The sequence below is a fragment of the Bacteroidales bacterium genome (assembly GCA_023229505.1).
Lineage (GTDB): Bacteria > Bacteroidota > Bacteroidia > Bacteroidales > JAGOPY01 > JAGOPY01.
This window is the reverse complement of record JALNZD010000005.1, coordinates 74,234-93,802: the sequence shown is the minus strand read 5'-3', so window position 1 is coordinate 93,802 and position 19,569 is coordinate 74,234. Positions and strand designations below refer to the sequence as shown.

General features: G+C 41.2%; 18 protein-coding genes and 1 tRNA gene. 6 read left to right on the top strand and 13 right to left on the bottom strand.

Features of this window, described 5'->3' with window-relative positions; genetic code table 11:
* The first annotated feature begins 42 nt into the window (after positions 1–42).
* Entirely contained in the window at positions 43–558 is a 516-nt protein-coding gene (locus M0Q51_03305; protein MCK9399010.1) for a 1-acyl-sn-glycerol-3-phosphate acyltransferase, read from the top strand.
* 20 nt (positions 559–578) lie between these two features.
* Here the strand turns inward: M0Q51_03305 and M0Q51_03300 are convergent, their stop codons facing one another.
* Genes M0Q51_03300 through M0Q51_03275 form a run of 6 tightly spaced genes read right to left on the bottom strand, consistent with a single transcriptional unit; the run spans position 579 to position 4,948 of the window.
* The gene (locus M0Q51_03300) at positions 579–1,664 is read right to left on the bottom strand and encodes a 3-hydroxyacyl-CoA dehydrogenase family protein (protein ID MCK9399009.1); all 1,086 of its coding nucleotides are present in this window, start codon (positions 1,662–1,664) and stop codon (positions 579–581) included.
* 17 nt (positions 1,665–1,681) lie between these two features.
* The gene (locus M0Q51_03295; GenBank protein MCK9399008.1) at positions 1,682–2,803 is read right to left on the bottom strand and encodes a hypothetical protein; all 1,122 of its coding nucleotides are present in this window, start codon (positions 2,801–2,803) and stop codon (positions 1,682–1,684) included.
* A gap of 15 nt (positions 2,804–2,818) precedes the next feature.
* On the bottom strand, positions 2,819–3,445 hold the full coding sequence (locus M0Q51_03290) for an enoyl-CoA hydratase/isomerase family protein (protein ID MCK9399007.1): 627 nt from the start codon (positions 3,443–3,445) through the stop codon (positions 2,819–2,821).
* Positions 3,446–3,814 (bottom strand): hypothetical protein, encoded by a 369-nt coding sequence (locus M0Q51_03285; protein ID MCK9399006.1) that lies wholly within the window; start codon positions 3,812–3,814, stop codon positions 3,446–3,448.
* A 7-nt stretch (positions 3,815–3,821) separates the two neighbouring features.
* A complete protein-coding gene (locus M0Q51_03280) occupies positions 3,822–4,562 on the bottom strand; it encodes an enoyl-CoA hydratase/isomerase family protein (GenBank protein ID MCK9399005.1) in 741 nt (246 codons plus the stop codon).
* A gap of 2 nt (positions 4,563–4,564) precedes the next feature.
* Complete coding sequence (locus M0Q51_03275) at positions 4,565–4,948, bottom strand: acyl-CoA thioesterase (GenBank protein ID MCK9399004.1); 384 nt, start codon at positions 4,946–4,948, stop codon at positions 4,565–4,567.
* A gap of 166 nt (positions 4,949–5,114) precedes the next feature.
* On the opposite strand from M0Q51_03275, the gene M0Q51_03270 reads away from it, so the two are divergent.
* From M0Q51_03270 to M0Q51_03255, 4 genes are all read left to right on the top strand, one after another.
* Positions 5,115–6,329 (top strand): beta-ketoacyl-[acyl-carrier-protein] synthase family protein, encoded by a 1,215-nt coding sequence (locus M0Q51_03270; protein ID MCK9399003.1) that lies wholly within the window; start codon positions 5,115–5,117, stop codon positions 6,327–6,329.
* A gap of 51 nt (positions 6,330–6,380) precedes the next feature.
* Positions 6,381–6,686 carry an acyl carrier protein gene (locus tag M0Q51_03265; GenBank protein MCK9399002.1) on the top strand — a complete coding sequence of 102 codons (306 nt, stop codon included), beginning with the start codon at positions 6,381–6,383 and terminating at the stop codon, positions 6,684–6,686.
* A 23-nt stretch (positions 6,687–6,709) separates the two neighbouring features.
* A complete protein-coding gene (locus M0Q51_03260) occupies positions 6,710–7,108 on the top strand; it encodes a 4'-phosphopantetheinyl transferase superfamily protein (protein ID MCK9399001.1) in 399 nt (132 codons plus the stop codon).
* A 146-nt stretch (positions 7,109–7,254) separates the two neighbouring features.
* Positions 7,255–8,034, top strand: a complete 780-nt coding sequence (locus tag M0Q51_03255; GenBank protein MCK9399000.1) for an acyltransferase domain-containing protein — start codon at positions 7,255–7,257, stop codon at positions 8,032–8,034.
* A 17-nt stretch (positions 8,035–8,051) separates the two neighbouring features.
* On the opposite strand, the gene M0Q51_03250 is transcribed toward M0Q51_03255, so the two are convergent.
* Positions 8,052–9,392: a B12-binding domain-containing radical SAM protein gene (locus M0Q51_03250; protein ID MCK9398999.1), complete on the bottom strand. Its 1,341-nt coding sequence runs from the start codon at positions 9,390–9,392 to the stop codon at positions 8,052–8,054.
* A gap of 71 nt (positions 9,393–9,463) precedes the next feature.
* Here M0Q51_03250 and M0Q51_03245 point away from each other — a divergent pair.
* A tRNA-Val gene (locus tag M0Q51_03245) sits at positions 9,464–9,538 on the top strand.
* A gap of 279 nt (positions 9,539–9,817) precedes the next feature.
* Here the strand turns inward: M0Q51_03245 and M0Q51_03240 are convergent.
* The 6 genes from M0Q51_03240 to pglX all read right to left on the bottom strand — a co-directional run bounded on the left by M0Q51_03240 (position 9,818) and on the right by pglX (position 19,569).
* Positions 9,818–10,240, bottom strand: coding sequence for a protein-export chaperone SecB (locus tag M0Q51_03240; GenBank protein ID MCK9398998.1), 423 nt, complete (start codon positions 10,238–10,240; stop codon positions 9,818–9,820).
* Positions 10,241–10,250: 10 nt separating this feature from the next.
* Positions 10,251–10,643, bottom strand: coding sequence for a hypothetical protein (locus tag M0Q51_03235; GenBank protein ID MCK9398997.1), 393 nt, complete (start codon positions 10,641–10,643; stop codon positions 10,251–10,253).
* Position 10,644: 1 nt separating this feature from the next.
* Complete coding sequence (locus tag M0Q51_03230; GenBank protein MCK9398996.1) at positions 10,645–11,052, bottom strand: hypothetical protein; 408 nt, start codon at positions 11,050–11,052, stop codon at positions 10,645–10,647.
* A 413-nt stretch (positions 11,053–11,465) separates the two neighbouring features.
* Positions 11,466–13,484, bottom strand: coding sequence for a BREX system Lon protease-like protein BrxL (gene brxL / locus M0Q51_03225; GenBank protein ID MCK9398995.1), 2,019 nt, complete (start codon positions 13,482–13,484; stop codon positions 11,466–11,468).
* 2 nt (positions 13,485–13,486) lie between these two features.
* A complete protein-coding gene (pglZ, locus tag M0Q51_03220) occupies positions 13,487–15,982 on the bottom strand; it encodes a BREX-1 system phosphatase PglZ type A (protein ID MCK9398994.1) in 2,496 nt (831 codons plus the stop codon).
* Entirely contained in the window at positions 15,979–19,569 is a 3,591-nt protein-coding gene (gene pglX / locus M0Q51_03215) for a BREX-1 system adenine-specific DNA-methyltransferase PglX (GenBank protein MCK9398993.1), read from the bottom strand. The genes pglZ and pglX overlap by 4 nt, the downstream gene beginning before the upstream one ends.

Below are 19,569 nucleotides of genomic sequence, written 5' to 3'. Positions count from 1 at the left end.
CTTTTCATGTTAATCCTTTTTTCCAGATTAATTCTTAGGCTGATGGGCTGGAAGATCACCAGTGTCATTCCTCCCGGAACGAAAAAGTGTGTCATAGCCGTAGCTCCCCACACCAGTTACTGGGACTTTGTCATCGGGCGGCTGGCCTACTGGGTGCTAGGCGTCAAGGCAAGTTTCCTGATCAAAAAGGAGGCTTTCCGGTTCCCGTTTAAACACCTGCTGCTCCACATGGGCGGCCTGCCTGTCGATCGCGGCCGCAGCAGCAAAATGGTCGACCAGGTTGTCGAACGATTTAAAAAATCAGAATCCCTGTTCATAGTCATCACCCCTGAAGGGACCAGAAAACCCGTCAGGCAATGGAAAAAAGGCTTTTACTACATTGCCAACCAGGCTCAGGTTCCCATCGCCTTAGGTTATCTTGATTATGCAAAAAAGAAGGGAGGGGTCGGAAAGGTGATCTTTCCCAATGGCGATATGGAAAAACAAATGAAAGAAATCAGGGATTTCTACCGGGGAGTGACCCCCAAGTACCCGGAGAGGTTTTACCTGGGGGAGTGAGGCCGTTGGCCGGAAATTCTTTAAAGCAAGTTGAAAGAAGGAAGTTTGAAAGGATCGGAATCCATTCCCATGTAATCTTTTACGGCATAAGCAAGATCTTCACGGGAGCATGAACCCGACTCAATTACCGGAATTACCGATCCGATATAATAATCCCATAGCCGTTCTGTTACATTGCGTTTATAGTCGGCTTTGTCTTCAGCTTTGTCTGTAGCTTTGTCTGTAGCTTTAATGCCTTCTTCTTCAAGAGGTGCATAATCGTAGAATCCGCGTTTGGTCTTGATGCCTAAGTGGTTGAGTTTCACTAATTCTTCCATTTTTTCAATCAGCGGGGCATAAAATGCTTTATTGCTGATAGCTTTCGTGTAGGTTTTAACAGATGAAAGCATAACGTCGATCCCCACATGATCGAAAAATTCAAACACTCCGATCGGAAAAAGATGTTTTCTTACCAGTTCATCAATCTCCTGATAAGATAATCTGCCTTCCAGGAAAACTTGGTAAGCCCCTGCCTGGAAATCAAGAAACAACCGGTTCAAAATGAAAGCATTTGCTTCGTCCTGGTGAAAAGGTTTTTTATTTATCCGCGAAAGAAACTGGTTCAGCAACGCTTTGGTTTGCAAGGATGTTGACGAACGAGCAATAAGTTCGACAATGCTCTTCATCGCCACAGGAAAAAAGAAGTGCAGTCCGCAGAACCTGTCTTTCCTGTTTTCTGATGGGAATAACTGCAATGGAAGAACAGACGATGAATTTGTGGTGAAAATGCAATCGATATTTACTGCCTTGTCAAGCGATTCAAAAAGTTTTCGCTTCAAACCAATATCTTCTGTAATCGCTTCGATGACCAGGTCACAATCTTTTAAATCCTCGAAAGCAGCAGTAATTACTGTTTTCCCCTGCTTTGAAACATAATCCTTTTCTGTCAAAACGCCACATTGAAGCAGGAGGTTTATTTTCTTGCTGAAGGTTTTCCGAGCTTTATCTCTTTTGGCTTCTGAACTGCAAAGCCAGGCCAGCCGGAAATCATAACCGCTCAGATAAAAGAATATGGATGTACCCATTTTCCCTTCACCAACTACACCAATATGTTTGATTTCTTTCAATCGATCAACCGGTAAAATCATCTGTATTTCATAGTATAACCTGCCTGCATGAATTTACTCACTTCGGTCACGAAGCTTAATACCAGGTCTCCGCTCACCAACGGCTCCTCGCGCATGATCTGATCAAGACAGATAAAAACCATCGGTGGCCCGGCATATCCCAGGCCCGACATTTTTGTATAGAGCGTATCCCTGGATATGCCTAAAGATTCACATTCTTCAATGATCAATTCGGAAATATGTTTTGACGGGAAATTTACCTGGAAGTATTTCAACCGCGACAGGTCGGCCGGATATTTCCTGAGAAAGCGCTGAAGTCCATTGAAAAAGACAGTTCCATCCGCCTCATGAAAATTCTTTCTTAACTCATCCTGGAACATTTGCGACAAATGATGGTAACCTTTCTCGAATTCTTCCTTTGGGTTCATCCAGTATGCCGGTCGCCGGTTTTTCATGGCGCTCGGTTTACTCCCGCCAACCGATTCCATGTATACATTTTCAACGTACAATCCGCTATTACCTGACTGGTCGGCTTCCAATACAATTGCACCGGCACCATCACTTAAAAAGTAACGCAGGAACAATTCTTCTTTCCTGACTATTGGCTGGTTGTAATATTCTGCCTTCAACTCTGATGACGACATACCTGATGAAATGACAAGGGCATTTTTATACCTGCCGTTTTTAATGAAATCATGGGCTATAAGCAATGCTTTATAAGCAGATGTGCAATTCGCATGAATTGAGATTTCTCCGCATTGATCAATTCCCAGCGCTTCCTGTATCCTGACCGATGCCGTCGGCATCTGATCCATGTGGGCGCTTCCATAAGCAATAAATTCAATTTCGCCTGCCGGCATATTTGCCATTTTGAGTGCTTTTCCCGCTGCTTTGACAGACATGGTGATATTATCTTCCGTAAATTCTCTAGTTACAGGGTCAATCGCGTAATGATACCTTTCTACCTCAAGCATCTCTTTCATCAGCAATTTCATCCGTTTCAGCCAATTTTGAATTTTTTTGGGCGCTTCTGTCAATTCACCCAGGAAATAATCAACCTCATCGATGGAAATAGGTAGTCCGGGTAAAAAGCTTCCAGTCCCGGTCACCCGAACATCAATATTATTCAGATCAGCCATGCTTATTTATTTTTTTTAACTCTCAATCAACGCCTTGACCATTTTCAGGGTTTCCCCGATCAATACCTTTCTGTGTACAACTTTGTGTACAATCCCCCAGTGATAGGCCTCGGCTGCCGAAAAATTTCTGCCACTGATGATCAATTCTATTGCTTTTGATCGTCCGACTATTGCCGGAAGCTTAACTGAGCCGCCGCATCCCGGCATTAAGCCAAAAGAGCTCTCAGGAAAACCAAGCACTGTACCTTCGGCACAAATCCTGTATTTACAGGTTAACGCCAATTCTAATGCAGATCCAAAGCAGGTTCCCCTGATCGCAGCAAAAGTAGGGATCTGTAATTGATCAATGTAAAGGAAACTTTGTATTGTCTTATTTAAAAAGGAAGGCAATTCTGCAGGATAACCTTCCGGAAGATTTTCCCTGATCCGGTCAGAAAGATCATAATGATCGGCGCCTGCAGAAAAATGACGGCCATTGCCATATATAACCAGTGATTTTATTTCAGATTCCGGAATGATTTCAAGGGTAAGAAGGTTCAACTCATCAAAAAAATACCTTGTCATGATATTAGCCGGAGGCTGGTTTAATACCAGGTGGCCAATATTATTCTCTATTTTCCAACTTATAGTTCTCAACATCATTTACAAGCAAAAAATTGTCATTCCGGTGATATAGTTCCTCGAGTGGGATACAGAGCAGAGTATTTTTTTAATCCCGGCCCGCTCAGTTGCATGGCGGATATTCTCTCCCAGTATTATCTCCGGTTTTCCGAAAGAATCGTTCAGGATTTCAATTTCTCTTATGTAAGCAGGTTCATTGATATGATCACAAATCCTTTTCTTTATCAAATACCTGGCGGCAAGACTTCTGACATTCTCTGGGAATGAAAATACTTCTAATTCTTTTTCCGAAAACCACCTTTCAGGGTTTTCACCTGAGGAAAACAAGTGGATGAATTCCTCCTTTTTGATCAGGTCAACATGCTTGCTGTATGCCGGGGAATGTTCCATTCAAGCGTTATTGTTTGTCCTGCATGTTTCTGACTGCCAGGGCACAGAATAATTTCGTTTCCTCTTCAAGCGCTTTTTCATACGATAGCGTCTGAGAATTATTTATGGATTTCATCACCGAATGGATGACATTAATGTCTCTGTCGGCAGTCATTCTGTTCAGAAAATCAATTGTATATGAATGCAATTCCTTAGTGGGCACTACATAATCAGCTAATTTCAATTCAAGTGCTCTTTGAGCATTCACAATCTCTCCCGAGAGAATAATCTCAGCCGATCTTCCCGGGCCAATGAGTTTTGTGAGCATTACTGTTCCACCCAGGCCCGGAATGATGCCATAATTCGTTTCAGGAAAAGCGAATAAGGCATTTTCGCTGCAGATTCGGATATGGCATGCCAGCGCTATCTCAAGACCCCCTCCAAAGCATACCCCGCTGATAGCGGCTATGACAGGAATATTTAAATTTTCAATAAACCGGATAATTTTCTTGCCGGCTGAGATTTTTCTTGTGAGCAATGCTTCATCCTTAGCAAGTTGTTGCAACTTATCTATGTCGGCCCCTGCCGAAAAATGACGACCACTGCCCTTGATAATAACTCCTTTCAGGCCAGGTTCGCTAAACATCTCCTCAAGCAGTTCCATCTTAATGAACTCAGGTTCATCAAGATAATTCTCATGTAAACTGTATAACGACAAAACACCTATCGCTCCGGTTCTTTCCCATATGTCGCTTTTTTGATATTCCATTGTCATATGAGTTTATTTAAAAATACCGGAGGGATATCACGTACTAATTTCCCCTTATCTGTAAATAAGGTTTTGACAGTTGAGGTACACACTTTAATATTCGATCCGTTAAAATACATTTTGTGATTAAAAACCAGGTAGGGCGCTTCTTTTGCCACTTTTGTCCGAATGATCATCTCATCAAACAGCGTGATTTCACGAATGTACCTGGTTTGAATTTCAATAACAACCAGTAGCAAATCATTCTCTTTGAAATATCCGATCAGGTCAAGCTGCCTGAATAATTCCCACCTCGCCTGCTCAAAATAATTCAGGTAAATGGCATGGTTAACATGGCCGTAAGAATCCAGTTCATATCCACGCACACTGAATTTATATTCAAACATAATGACTCTTAATATATTTATATCTTGATAAATTTATGATGAAATATATTTACCGGACAAAAATAGAAGTAAAATTTTACTTTATTTTGCTAATGAGTATAAAACCATAAAAACACACATTTCATTCGAATTTCCAAATTTTCATATCTCAAATTTTCGAATCCGCATGCATAAAAGAGTTGTCATCACCGGCATGAACATCATTACCTCGCTTGGCCTGGATTTGCAGACAAGCTGGGAAAATATGGTTGCCGGAAAAAACGGTGTAAAACCGATTACTTTGTTTGATCCTGCTGGCCTTCAAACCAGGATCGCAGCCCAGGTTCCCGATTCATTTGAGGAATATGCCTCAGAATATATCAGGAAAAGAACCGCCGAGCAAATGACCAGGGTTACGAAGATGTGCTATGTGTGTGCTGCTGACGCAGTCAGGCATGCTGCTATCGACTTTGAATCGCAGGATAAATCAAGATGTGCCGTCATCCTTGGTGTGGTAAGTACTGCTAACACCAGTACTGAGAAGGGAACCACCGCGAAAAATAAGGTGCTGAAAAGTATGAGCAATGCCATGTCGGCCTGGATTTCTCTCGAATACAAACTGCGCGGCCCAAATTTCACAGTTTCTTGTGCCTGTGCTTCATCAGCTTATGCAATCGGGATCGGGTATGATATGATCAAAAATGGGGTGGCAGATATCGTCATTACAGGTGGAGCCGATTCGATCATTAACCGGGAGGAGATAGAAGGTTTCAATGAACTTTATGCTTTATCGGTGAATAATGATCCTGAAAAAGCATGCTGTCCCTTTTCAAAAGACCGCGATGGATTTGTCATCGGCGAAGGCGCCGGTATTATGATTCTGGAATCGGAAGAATCTGCATTAAAAAGAAACGCCAGAATTTATGCAGAACTCACAGGCTATGCAATAACCAGCGAAGCTTACAATATTATGGCCCCGATGAAAGATGGCGAAGGCATCATGCAAACCATTGAGACAGCTCTGAAAAATGCCGGCGTGAAGCCGGATGAAGTCGGGTATATCAATGCACATGGTACTTCGACCACCCTGAACGATAAGTATGAAACCATGGCAATTAAAAAAGTCTTCGGCGATTATGCTTATAAAATCCCTGTTTCTTCGACAAAATCGATGATAGGACACACAGTCGGAGCTGCAGGTGTTATCGAGGGTGTTGTCACGGTGATGAGTATTTATCATGATATCATCACGCCTACCATACACCTGGATATTCCCGACCCGGAACTGGACCTGGATTATGTGCCAAATAGAACCCGAAAGCAGCCTGTTCGTTGCGCTATTTCAAATTCTTTTGCATTCGGGGGCCATAACGCTTCATTGGTCTTTAAAAAATATATCTAACTTTATCCCGGAAACGGGCATCATTTTCTTTTAAAAAAATAAAGTCAACCTATGATAGAGATAACTGAAAGTATCAGAAAAGAAGTAAAAGAGATTGTCTGTCAATTCTTTGCAGAAGAATGCGAGGTTGACCTCAGCAAGATAAATGATCAGACCAACATTATTTCCGACCTGGAAGGTGATTCTCTTATGTTCCTCGAACTGATCGAAATTTTCAAGAAGAAATATAACCTCAATATCGAGCTAAAGACCGTCGGTAAATATGTTCTTAAACATCCCGTAGAAACTATAGGGCAATTGATTGATACCCAGCTCCTGATGATAAAATATGAAAATAAGATCACGGAACTTGATTAATTTATTTTCAGAACTACCAGCGAATGAATGAAATCCTCGGATGCGGCATTGATATTGAAGAGCTGATCAGGTTTAATAAGCATATTCCTTCAAAAACAGAAATTCCGGGCTTTATCCATCTGGTTTATACTGATGAAGAAATCGCCTGCAACCTTAATCTTCATTCACAGTTGACTTTTCCATTGGGTTTTTCCTGCAAAGAAGCATTTTTTAAGGCGCTCGGCGTGAGCTGGACCAACAGCAGGATATCATGGAAAGACATTGAAATTCTGTTTACTAATGAAAAAAATCTTCGGGAATATTCTATCCATCTGAATGGTTATGCTGCAGAACTTTTTCTTAAAAAAAAATATCGCAAAATTGAATCATACTTTGAATATTCAAATGAGTATGTAATTTTTCAGATAATTTTGCACTCCTAAATTAAAGCGTCATTACAACATGCATTATTTTCCCGGCCTTCGTCAGCGAATATGCCGGAACAGAGCGGCAGGCGATCCCAGCTTATGAGAATAATTTTGACCGGCTGCTTGCAGTTGCTTCGGATATACTGAAAGTAGATCTGACCATGTTCGACTTCAGGGAAAATGACTTTTTAAACGATGAGCTAAAGTCGCAGTATATCAGTTATATTTTCAGTTGTTCGATCGCAGATATTCTTAAGAGTCAATTTATCAGGCCTGCCTTCGTTTCCGGTTACAGCATGGGTATCTATGCTGCAATGTATTATTGCGGATCAGTCACCTTTATCGACGGACTGCTCCTGGTGAAAAGTGCCTGGGAGAATATATCCGGGGTCGCCGCCACCGGCAAATATGGGATGGGGATGATAGTTGGGCTGATCGAGCCCGATATCCTTGATTTGTTGCATGGAACAGAAGATGTACGGATCTGCAACCAGAACAACCCGCATACATTTATCATTTCGGGCAAGTATGATGAAGTAAAGCGTATTTTAAATTCCGCAAAAGCTGAAGGAGCATTGCGCACGAATATGTTGCCTGTTTCAAAACCCTATCACTCAGGATTTCTGAAGAATGCAGTCCCTGGATTTTCCGAAATCGTGCGAGGAATCAATTTTACAGATCCGGCCTATAGGTATATTTCAAATATTGATCAGAAAATTATTAATACCGGAGATGGCCTGATCAGAGAGGTGATCGATAACCTGTATTCCAGGATGAACTGGCTGGATACGATGAATATGTTGCTGAGGCAGGGTGTGGATATCTTTTTTGAATGTGGCGCCGGAGATGGTCTTACGCGTAACTTTCGGTTCATTGCCGGTGATTTTAAATCATTCTCCGTCAATAAGCTGGATCAGTTTATAGAAGCCGTTTCAGGTTGACAAGTCAACCATTAAAATCATATGACATCTTTACCAAGCTTTATCTTCCATAAACTCCCGACACTTTCATAGAATTTTTCAACCGGTATTTTTGTTTTCAGCACGCAATTGAAGAAGTTATATTTTGAAAGATTAAAATCGATGATCTGATCTTTTATTTCCTTATACAATATTGTTCCAGGCATGGGAGTCAGGATGGTATATCCTGCATATACAACCTTATGTGAACCGGCATAATCGGCCAGCGCCCTGAAATCACTCTCAGTATAGTCATTCGGAACAATATAATTACCACGGATCATGATACCGTTCCGGTGAAATATTTCAATGGAGTCTTCAATATTATTTGCAGATGATTTCTTGTTATAATTTTTCAGCTCCTCTTCACGGAATGATTCGAATCCGCAAATGACCACTTTCAGCCCGGCTTTAGCCAATTTTTCAATTAAATCAGGATGTTTAACTGCAGTATCCGGCCGGATGTCCATGATGTAGGTTTTTTTAATACCCTCCTCGTTTATCCGGTCAAATAGCGAATGAATGAAACGGATATCCACGATTGTATTGGCATCTGCAAACCTTACTACATTATAATCATCCAGGTAATTAAGTTCATCCACGACCGATTCAATATCACGCATGTAATACTTTTTGTTATGCTGCGGCCATATGGAACAGAATGAACATGCATACGGACAGCCAAGGGAGGTAAAAATATATGTGACCGGGGAGGGATCATTACCGACTTTGTAGGTCGAGAGCCACTTTTTGAGATGGCTTCGGTCGGGCATGATAAAGTTTTCTCCTGCAGCATCCCATTTCGGGGCAGGCAACGAAGAACTGCGGAACCCATTTTTAGTGTTAATGATGATACCGCCGACATTTTCAAATGGCAATCCTTTTTCCTTTGCGATGACCAGTTCACGGAATATTCCGGCAGCATGTCCCGGGCATAAAATGTCAACTGATTGATCAGCGAAATCTTCCTGACAGATCGTTACATGCAATCCGCCGGCTACCGTAAGTATCTCCGGATCGAATCGTTTCGAGACGCGGAAAATTTCAAGGCCATAGTACAGTTCCGAAGCAATGAAAGTTACACCGACAAGGTTTGGCTTATATTCCTGGAGATATGACAAAACCAGGTCATTTAACCCGGGAGCATCAGGATGGATGTCATATTCTCCTTTCAGGTCGATGACGGTGACATCAAAATCCTTTACCGCGGCAGCAACAGTCAATAATCCAAGAGGAGGGCCGATCAGCTTCTTATGGATAAACGGCAATGCATCTGCGGGTGCATGCTCCAGGATTTTATTTTCCGGCGACCTTGGCGGATTGAACAGGAGGATTTTCATCTGTTAAAAATGGTTTCCAAAATTAGTTTTAAATTTCAATTTTTAATCTTACTTTTGCAGCCCTTTTTAAAGGGAGTTTAGCTCAGTTGGTTCAGAGCATCTGCCTTACAAGCAGAGGGTCACTGGTTCGAATCCAGTAACTCCCACAAGTTGAAAACCAGTTAGTTAACATCAATGTTGGCTGGCTGATTTTGCGTTTAGGTAAAGGTATAGGTAAAGGTTTGACCTCCCGATTGGCCATATTGTTAATAACTTTCAATGGTCACCTCTCCACGAAAACCATCCAGGACTACTTCTCATGGTTCGATGAAGAACCAAAGCGGGAGATTATGAGGAAATAACTGGAATTTGGGGGAAAATAAATATCCAAAGATTAAAATGTTGTAATTGTAAAAGGAAAACAGACCGAAGTCCCTGTAATTATATTAATCACCTTTTACTATGGTAGTATTTTTCATTAATTCGTCAGATAAATTAGTTAAATTAAGAGTAGGGATATGTATTACTTCCATTCCGGATAATGCAGTTAAAGCCGCAATGTACGATCTAATATAAGGGAATAAGATAGCAGGAGCATTTGTGTAAAAATATGTAGAAAGTTCTTTTTCCTTTGCTCCTTCTGCAAAACTAAAAAATCCAATACAAGTTACATTCGCATTAAATCTGTTGTTTTTCTCCCATACTTTTACTTTAAGTGTGAGCTGAAAATCTCGTGTAATCTCAAAATAATTCCCTACCGGATCAATTTTAATATGAAATTCATCTTCCTTTGTTTTAGGCTCACGTTTTATGTGACTTTCCTGAATTAAATAGCCATTAAATACAAATGATGAATGTTGACCTTTCATATATTAAATATTACGCAGCTAAAGCAAAATCATTTTCTCCACTCTTTTCCCTTGTAACTGGAGCTATTATAAAAGGCGTTGAGTTTTGTTTAATGAGTTCAATCCAATTCCGGAGTTTAGAATATTCAGTGTTAATCATTGGTATTTCTAAAATAGGATTAGTCACCCTAATGAGGTCATCTTTCTTAACAAAAAGAATTGTTTCTTCAGGAAATTGTGACAGGAAATCATAAATCAAATCTGCCTCTGCTAACCTATATGACTGGTTGCAATCAAATACAAAAGCTGGATGGATTTCAATTATATGGTTATTGTAAGATCCATCAAATTGATATTTAATACTGATAGGATGCCGTTTGGATAATTTTTCTAATTGATCTTTCAAAAAATCAACACTTTCCATATTACATTTTCTTTAAAATCTCTAAAATTTTATCTTTCTTTTGTTCAGCTAAGTGACAAATATCATAAGTAATCTCTTTACTTTCGTAATCACTTTCTTCTCGAGATATTTTTAAACTCGATAAACTTCTTTGTAAGTCTAAGGCCGTATATTTATTGGCTGAATATGCAATTCTATATATTGTCGTGTTGTAAAATGTATGTGTTCCACCCAGTTTATTGTCTTTCAAATTTTGAATAGCAATTTTTATTGAATCTTCAGTATAGCCATATTTAGTTATAAGCAAATGAATGATTAATTGAACACATCCATAGTAAAGACAATGAATACTTGGTGAAAATAAACTTCTATCAATTAATAATTTTGATCCATCGAAGTTGAAATCAGACTTATTTTTAAAATTAGTCATTTAAACTATGCTTGATAAACGAATTAAGCCTGATAATGTTTCAAAACTTGGCAAAATTAATACAAATATAATATTATCAAATATTATTCCCAATTTCTTTAAATAATTCAATGTAAAGGTAGTTCCAATCCGTAAGTGCAACGCTGGGTATTAAATCAGTAAGATAAGCCCTCCCTCGATTTATGCCCTTTCACCCCAGGATGATATGAATGTCCACCTTCCAGGAGATCGCGCAAAATTCGGGCGATGCTGACGTAAATTTGGGCAGTATTTAGGTCATCCAGAACTACTTCCCTGGGTTCGATGAAGAGCCCAATCCGCGTTTGCCAGGGGTAATCGGTTTAATTCTTCCTTGTAAAATTTAATCTGGGCATTTGACTTATACAAATCAGCAATAATCATACTTCATTGTCTTATTTCGTCTTTACATACGTAATCTCACACCCCTTGCATAAACGCTTCTCCTGATAATACTCCGCAATGTCATACCAGCCGTTGGTCTTCTGGAATATATCCAGCCCCCTCCCAAGGACTATCTTCCAGCCGTTATCCATCACTATCGAGCGGTCGTGGGTGTTTTCTACAAACTCGTATGTGAATATGATGCCAAGTGATTCCAGCGAATCAGCGATCTCCCTGAATGCTTCCTTGGAGTTTTCGATGAATTCCTCGTTGTTGTATGTGATTAGATGGATGGTAACTTCTTCCAGTTCATCCTTTCGGGTGGAAACCAGTTTGGCAAACTCCATAAAGTTTCGCAACTGGTAAGGCAGGCGTATGTACGGGTCGGTTATGGTAATTTGCTTTGCCCCGACAAGGTAATCACCGAACAGCATTTCAAAGGATATGCCCGATTGGTTATCACGGATGATCTTTTGCCCTTCCTTCAACTCCACAGTTGCCTTCGCTTCTTCTTTTTTGGGCGTTGGCTCGGCTTCTTCTGGCATCGGCTCGTCATCTTGCAGCCCCAGCAGTTCTTTATTTTCAATATATTCCAGCGTCTGCACAAAAGTCTTCTTGCTGGTTTTCTTATTGATGTAAGAGAAGTCTACTCGTTCGAAGGTTTCATCCATCTTTCGTAGTTGGTCTTTTACTCGTTTGCGGTTTTCAATGGCAAACTCAAGGATGATTTGGGCTTCCGCTTCCGTATATTCTCCGTGGGGGAATATCACCTTAATCAACCCAGAAAACGTCTTGGCGATGGAAGTCTTATCACGGGTGGTGATGGTATCTGAAAGTTCAAAATATTTGGTGTAATTATTCATTCGGTCTTCTTTCCGAAGTTCCTTCAGTATTTCCGCCAGATAGTCTACAATGAATCCATAGTTGTCGGAGAACATTTCATTGCGCAGTTTTTGTACTTCCCATCCTGCCAAGTAACAGTGCAACCTGTCCAGAAATGCAGTATCGTAATACTCCTTAGGCAAGCAATCAAACAGGTTGCTGTGTTTGAGCATATACGGCACTGGATGATCGGTGTTACCGATGAATGCCATAGATGCCGCTGCACCGTAAACTTCCTTGCCGCGGCTAAAGGACTTGTTTGCCATATAGTTCTTCATTATGTCCACCAGCCCCCTGTCGACCTTTTTGGATTTGCCAGCAAATTCATCATAAGCCACTACATCCCAGTATCCAACCAAGCCGATATCACCATTGCTATTATTTACAAATAACTTGGCTTTTGATACTTCACCACCAGAAATTAAGATGCCGTGTGGCGACATCTCCGAAAAGATGTGGCTCTTGCCCGTTCCTTTCGGCCCTAATTCAATCAGATTGTAATTGTTCTCACAAAACGGGATCAACCTTGCCAACTGGATCAATTTTGAACGGAAGGTGAACTCCTCTGGGTTCAAGCCCAAGGTTTGCATCAGCAGATCAACCCATTCATCGGTGGTGAACTGCTTGCGTATCTCTTTAAATTCATCCACATCCACGTTTGAAATCTGGATGGCTTTCAGGTTCTCAATGATCCACGGCGATGAATCCCGTTCTTCGGATGGTTCATATCCCATTGTGATCAGACACCATACGCCACCTGAAAGCAGTTTCTGGTTGTGTTTAACGATATCCTCATTGATGGCAACCTTATTCAGTCCAAGATTTGCAAAAAAGGTTTCATACAAATCCCTTTTGTCATTCAACCTGACCGAAACTTTGTCGATGATCCTATGGGATTTGGTATCACGGATGGTTGCCTTTATCAACTGGGCTTCATCACGGTGCACGAAATGCTTGGCGATGATGCTTTTTACCGTTTCCACTCCTTGGGCGATGGTTTCTTCATCATCCGTGGCACAGTACTGCCCCAGCAAGTATTCCAGCACATATATGGGCACGATGGCATTCCCTTTGACCAACTTGGTCAGGTCTTTGCGGACGACCTTTCCAGCGAAATGCTGGTTTATTTTCTTATCCAGTTCATTCATAATTACATATCGTCAAAATCGTTGGTGAATGAAATATTCAGGGTATATGTGTATTCCTTGTACTGCTTCCACTTGCTGGTGCCTTCAACGGGTTCTTCCAAAACCAGTTTGATGCGCTGATTCTTGTATTTTCCGCTGGCTTTGCTGCTTAAATGGAAACGGTGCTTCACTTCGCGCATCCGTTCAGTGCCTTCCATAACATCAAACAGATATGTGAACTGATCGCTCAACATTTCCCCGTCATCGGCATACAGGGCACTTCTGATATGTCGTGGCAGGACTTTATCGCTGACCAATTCCGTTTGCAGGAAGGAAACCGCCAGAATATTGGTGGTAATCTTGTCCGTTGATTTGATAATGTCAACATCCACTTGCTTGGTGGTATCCTGACGCTTTTTGGCGACCTTCAGCAGCGGGATGACGATTTCCTGCAATGTTGCCCCACCGTGAACATACCGCGCTCCTGCGCCCTTGATTCGAATCCTGTTGATGGATTTGGGAATGAGCACTTCAGCATCACCCGAAAGGTTGAGTTGCTCGGCGGTGAAATGCTTTGTGCTGGCATCACCCTTGAGGTTCTTGCCGATGACATACCTGCGTGATTCCTTCCAGATATCACCCGATATTTCCCCAATGGAGAAGTCGCTGTCGGCAAGTTCTTTATTTTGGTAAAGAAACCCGTGGTCTGCCGTGATGAACATATTGTTGCCGTTCATAGCGGCGATCTTTTTCAACACATCCATCAAAAACTCTATTTCCTGCTCCACGGCTTCAAACACCTTTTCTTCCGATGTCTTGTCATCACCCACCTTGTCAATGCGGTTGTGGTAGATGTATATCAGATCATACTGCTTAACAAACTCCCTGCCGTCCGTGGCGGAGTTCATTTTCACAAAATCTTCCGCGTTGATTGCCGCTGCCCGAACCCCAGCATTCTGCTCCAGTATTTTACTCCTTGCTTGAACACCCTGCGTAGAATTGCCGTCAATCAGCACATATTCTGATTCTGGCTGGAAGGACATTGCCTTGTTTGGCAGCAGTGCCGCCATTCCCAGTTGGGTATAGGAAGGCAAGGTAGATACCATATGCTCCAGTTCACCTTCGAATCGTTTTTCCGCCTGAATCTTTTGCAGGCATTCCTTCCCACATTCATAGCGAAATGCATCGGAGATGATCACAAACAACCGTTGACCCTTGCTGACAAACGGCTGCACGTGGTCGGCAAAGAACCTGCCCTGAGCCACCTTGTACTGGTTGTACCATTTATCGGTGCCATCAATGATCTTCTGCCATCGGTTGCCATAATCCAGTAGCCAATCATTGCAATAAACCTTTTCCACCTTTTCGGTTAGTGGTTGCAGGACTTTGTTCTGTTTTGCCCTGCGGTAATGGTAGATGTATTTGCGGTAATGGTAATCAATCTGGTACTGTTTTCCCGCATAAGCGTTGATACCATCCTCAAATGATCCGATCTCTGTCTTGTCAATTTTGCGGATCAAACTGATCATCTGCATACCCATATCCAGACAAGCATAGAAATCTTCGTAATCCAGATACCAGTACTTGTTTTCCCTTTTCTTGGTCAGTTGGCTCAGCCTGTCGGCGGAGATGCCTTCTTCACAGATCAGTTGTGCCAGTTCGGAAATGATTTTCTTGTCGATCAGTTCGAACAAATCATCGTCGATGACATCATCAATGCTTGCATCATTCAGCACGGACTCTATTTTCAGATCACCTGCGATCTTTTGGGATAGGGAGCGGTAGGCATCCTTGTAGGAGATGGAGTCCTTCCACATTGATATTAATATCTTGGACTCCTTTGCTATACCTGTGCGCTTGCTAATGGAAAAATTATTGTTGAAAACCTCTATAAGGAAATCATATACTGTGGGTTTTTCATTGGTATAGCCATATTTGCGGGATATCTCCTTCCAGTAAAACGTTTTCAGGTTATAGCGTTCCAGTTCCCTGTCGTAACGTTCATTGCCGTCGTTATAGGCTGATGCGTGTACCTGTAGGAAAGAAATAAGACTGACATTATCGGTATTGAACAGCACCGCCAGCATTTTATAACGGATGGCTTGGAAGTCATCTTCCTTGCCCAGCAAATCCTTTAGTAATGCTCTGCGATCCTTGTTTTTGAAAAATTCTATGTGTTCGGCAATGAGCGCGGTGAAATCATAATCCAGTTCGAGTTCTTGGGCGAACATCGCTTCCTGTTTGGTCTGGAAGACATAATGCGCCAGTTCCATATCCAGCAACCAGTTTTCTGAATGAACGGGCTTTTTGGCGGGAATGTACAACAGGAACTGCTGGTTGGGCTTTTGCTTGTTGGTTAAATACTTGACGTAAAACTCATTCTTATCCACCACCACCTTTTCAATGCCTTCCAATGCCAACGCATCAAATTCTTCCTTTAGTTCGGAGCCTTCGTCGTACCAGAGGATGATACGGTGCTTGGCAAATAGTTTTGATAATGCTTCTTCTATCTTGTTCATCGTATCTGCGTTGTGTCAATCCAATCAAATTTCCTGACCTTATCTTTGGTCTGTTTGTCGTTTAATCCGCTAACCTCTTTGACAGCCTTGCCGAACTTGTTGTAGTTCACCAACACGCCGTCATCCAAGTCAATGGATATTCGTTCCGTTGCAAGCGGGAATAATACGTCGCGTTCGTATTCCTGCAATTCAATCAGCATTTTGTCTATGCTATCGGTTTCCTTGATGGCTTTGGTCTTTTCAGACGGTGAGCCGCTGATCTGAACCCGCTGAAGATGTTCCTTGCGGGTGTGCAGTTTGCCGATGAACTCCTTCAGGTATTTGTTCAGAATATTGCTAACCGTATCGGGCGTGTAACGGTGCATATAGATCAAAGCATTAAAGTAGCCCTTGGGAGAGGAAAACATCCAGTATATCGGACGCTTTCTATAACGCTGGATATGGTCTGAGTAGAAATCTCTGATGAAATAACTGCGGATATCCTTGCCAATCTGTTCTTCTATGAAAGCAAGGTTCTTGTTGAAGTTCTTTTCGTCGAACGTTACTTTCAGGAATTGGTGGAACCTTCCCACGATGTCATCTTCGAACCATTCATTATCCAATATAGGGATGATATTGTCTTCATCGGGCAGGAAGGAACATTCCTGTGCCGATTTGCCGATCTTCTGAAGGTAATCTTGAAGGGTTTCCCCTTGATTTGCCAAAACTAATCCATCTTTGTCCAGACTGTAGCGCCCGAACATACAACCCACCGAATAACTGATGAACTGCGCCATAATCTCTTGGGGGATAAAGGGCAATTCTATTTCGTTGTAGTTCAGGACTTGGTGGGTTTCTGGATCGCGGACAAATTTCTTATTGAGTTTGACAAGGGCTTTTCTGTCTAATTCGTCTTGGAGAATTGTGATGTCTTCTAAAGGAATATCTGGAGATAATTCATCCCGTAAGCCGTAAATTTCTATGAATTTGCTATTTATTTTTTCTTCGTTTTGATGAAGGTTATAGAAATTCCGACGCCATTTCTGTGTATACTCCCCATATATTTCATCAATACTCCTTAAATGGTTATCCAAGTTAATTATAAGAGAACATTTTGTGAAGCCCCAGGCAGATTCAAATTTGTTCCAGTCTTCAAAAGAGTTTAATATATTCGAATTAGACAGTTTATCAAAATATATTATAGTATCTTCTGGGGGTATTACTATCGGGATTGAATTTATATCTCCAACTTGCGTAACCATTGTTGGATTCGTTAGTTCAGTAAAGAATCCAGCAAGTTTTGAGTTAAGGAAGCCACAGAATGATTGGTAAGTCAGATTTGACTCCTTTTTTAAAAACAAACTACTTCCTTGAACATCAAATATATGCCCCTGTTCTTTATACCTAAACGAAATTCTCCCTGTAAGATTAAAGGTTAATCCTTCTTTAAAGTAGAAGGACTCATTCTGGGGTCTTGACCTTAAACTACCATTTGCATCCTTGAAATTCTTGATTTCATCCCCATCCATATCCCAATCCACTACATTCAAATAATTACCATAGTATTTATGATATCCACCACCTTTATCATAGGGATACCATTTTATACCAAACTTATAATTTGATGCAGTAGCCGCGAATTTCTTATTTTCAATTTCCCAATAGAAACGTACAAATCTGTCATTATTACCTGTTGCTAAACCCTGTTTTACATCAATAAAATCTTCAATTAATTTTGATTGGGATACGATGTCTATACTTTTTTCATTTAGTTTATAAGCAAATGCTTGGTGGTTTAACTTTTTATATATATTAATGTTTCGAAGGTATTTATGTGATTTATGAAGTTCAGATTCTTTATCGTTTGTTTTAGATAAATCTATGAAAATTGTTAGATAATTTGATTTATTGTTTTGTATTGTGAAAACGCAAGATTTAACGACTTCTCCCGAAATAGTTTCGAACGCCCCACTACCAAGAATAATGCTACTCTCTAAATGATATTGTTCAACAAATACTGTTCGAAATTTTTTAAAATCATTCGTAAACATCCAAGAAATTTGGGTAATCATACCTGTTAAGCCCATTTTCATACTCGAAGTAATACATCGCTTGATAAATGATGAGTACAAGTCACGAGAAACATCTGAATACCCTTCATCTTTTAGCCATTGAGATGTAGCATCTTCCATTTTTCTGGAACCAAGATAGGGTGGGTTAGTCACCACACAATGGTATTTCTCTGCAAGTGCTTTAAGTTGCTCATCCGCTCTGACCAGTTCTTCTATTTTATTCCTCTGGAATACATCAGCATTTGTGAGTAATTGCTTTAGTTTTTCACCTACCTGTTGGATTTCTGTCGAATGTGAATGTGGAATGATCAATGAACCAAAATTTGTGGCTTGCTGCATTTGATTCAGGTCGTGTATCAGTTCATCCGATACCCGTATGCTTAGCAAGCGCAGTGATTCTTTTATTTCACCAGTAGTCAATCGCAAATCCTGAAAACAGAAAACAATTGGCTTGATATCTTTCCTGAATGCCCTGCGCTGGTATTCCCGCGCTTTCATCATCAATGCAAGCGCTGTAAGTTGTGCCGCTCGTTCATCAATTTCAAAGCCGTAAAGGTTCTTTTCAATGATCAACTTCGGAATGTCGCTGGTGTTATACCCCTGTTCTTCATATATCTTGGTGAACAAGTCAAACCCATATACCAAAATATGTCCGCTGCCACTGGCGGGATCAAGTAATCTGATCTCTTCGGGGGAACTTATTTTCAAATAATCATCTGCCGTAAGCGATACCGATTCAATGAAATAGGGCATATGTTCCCTGAGTCGGGATTTGGGATTGTTCTGCAACCAAAGTTTTCCGACCGTATTCTGCACCATATATTCTACGATCCATCTTGGGGTGAACAACTGGGTTGCCGCAGGGATGTCTTCCTTTTTAACTTTTTCCTTTGAAGCGAAAACTTCATCCTTCTTTTCTGAAATATAAAATTGATATAACCACCCAATAATTTCCACGTTCTTGCAATCATCTGCTGGCATCCCATTTCGCACCTGCGTAACAATTGAAAAGTCGCTGGTTAAATCATCTGGCATTAGCAGTTCCGTGTAATCATTAATTCTTTCAAAAAGGAAGGGAAAAGTGCTGTGAAGATGGTTGCAGGACGCGATCAGCAGTTCCTTGAATGCTTCATTCTGGGGATTTGAACTGGGTATGCGGTTATCCAGCAGATCATACACCCTTTGCCTGTTTAATCGCAGTTCTTCGGGTATGTTGCCCCTTTTTGCTTCGTCCAGCATTTCTGGCAGGGTATATCCTTCTTTTGGCGTAATGACACGGATGCCCAAGGGCTGATAGTCATTGGCATCCATAAACCGCAGCGCCATCAAACGGTTAAACCACGTATAGGCAACCTTTTCGATCAACTGCTGCTTGGTGGTTCTATTTAATTCTTCCCGCAGTTGTTTTAGTTGTCCAGCTTGTTCACGCAATACAGCCGTATCAGCAGTCAGCACAAAGGAAAGTTTTGCCCCGACCTGTTCTATAAGTTTTATGCGTGCTTCCTGCGCAAATTTCTTGAGTTGGTTTGTGTTCAT

Bases quoted from the DNA above. Each gene is read 5' to 3' on its own strand.
- pglZ (MCK9398994.1), bottom strand. From the start codon at position 15,982: ATGAACAAGATAGAAGAAGCATTATCAAAACTATTTGCCAAGCACCGT.
- M0Q51_03260 (MCK9399001.1), top strand. From the start codon at position 6,710: ATGAATGAAATCCTCGGATGCGGCATTGATATTGAAGAGCTGATCAGG.
- M0Q51_03250 (MCK9398999.1), bottom strand. From the start codon at position 9,392: ATGAAAATCCTCCTGTTCAATCCGCCAAGGTCGCCGGAAAATAAAATC.
- M0Q51_03285 (MCK9399006.1), bottom strand. From the start codon at position 3,814: ATGGAACATTCCCCGGCATACAGCAAGCATGTTGACCTGATCAAAAAG.
- M0Q51_03255 (MCK9399000.1), top strand. From the start codon at position 7,255: ATGTTCGACTTCAGGGAAAATGACTTTTTAAACGATGAGCTAAAGTCG.
- M0Q51_03270 (MCK9399003.1), top strand. From the start codon at position 5,115: ATGCATAAAAGAGTTGTCATCACCGGCATGAACATCATTACCTCGCTT.
- brxL (MCK9398995.1), bottom strand. From the start codon at position 13,484: ATGAATGAACTGGATAAGAAAATAAACCAGCATTTCGCTGGAAAGGTC.
- M0Q51_03280 (MCK9399005.1), bottom strand. From the start codon at position 4,562: ATGGAATATCAAAAAAGCGACATATGGGAAAGAACCGGAGCGATAGGT.
- M0Q51_03295 (MCK9399008.1), bottom strand. From the start codon at position 2,803: ATGGCTGATCTGAATAATATTGATGTTCGGGTGACCGGGACTGGAAGC.
- M0Q51_03290 (MCK9399007.1), bottom strand. From the start codon at position 3,445: ATGATGTTGAGAACTATAAGTTGGAAAATAGAGAATAATATTGGCCAC.
- M0Q51_03305 (MCK9399010.1), top strand. From the start codon at position 43: ATGGGCTGGAAGATCACCAGTGTCATTCCTCCCGGAACGAAAAAGTGT.
- M0Q51_03265 (MCK9399002.1), top strand. From the start codon at position 6,381: ATGATAGAGATAACTGAAAGTATCAGAAAAGAAGTAAAAGAGATTGTC.
- M0Q51_03230 (MCK9398996.1), bottom strand. From the start codon at position 11,052: ATGACTAATTTTAAAAATAAGTCTGATTTCAACTTCGATGGATCAAAA.
- M0Q51_03240 (MCK9398998.1), bottom strand. From the start codon at position 10,240: ATGAAAGGTCAACATTCATCATTTGTATTTAATGGCTATTTAATTCAG.
- M0Q51_03235 (MCK9398997.1), bottom strand. From the start codon at position 10,643: ATGGAAAGTGTTGATTTTTTGAAAGATCAATTAGAAAAATTATCCAAA.
- M0Q51_03275 (MCK9399004.1), bottom strand. From the start codon at position 4,948: ATGTTTGAATATAAATTCAGTGTGCGTGGATATGAACTGGATTCTTAC.
- pglX (MCK9398993.1), bottom strand. From the start codon at position 19,569: ATGAACACAAACCAACTCAAGAAATTTGCGCAGGAAGCACGCATAAAA.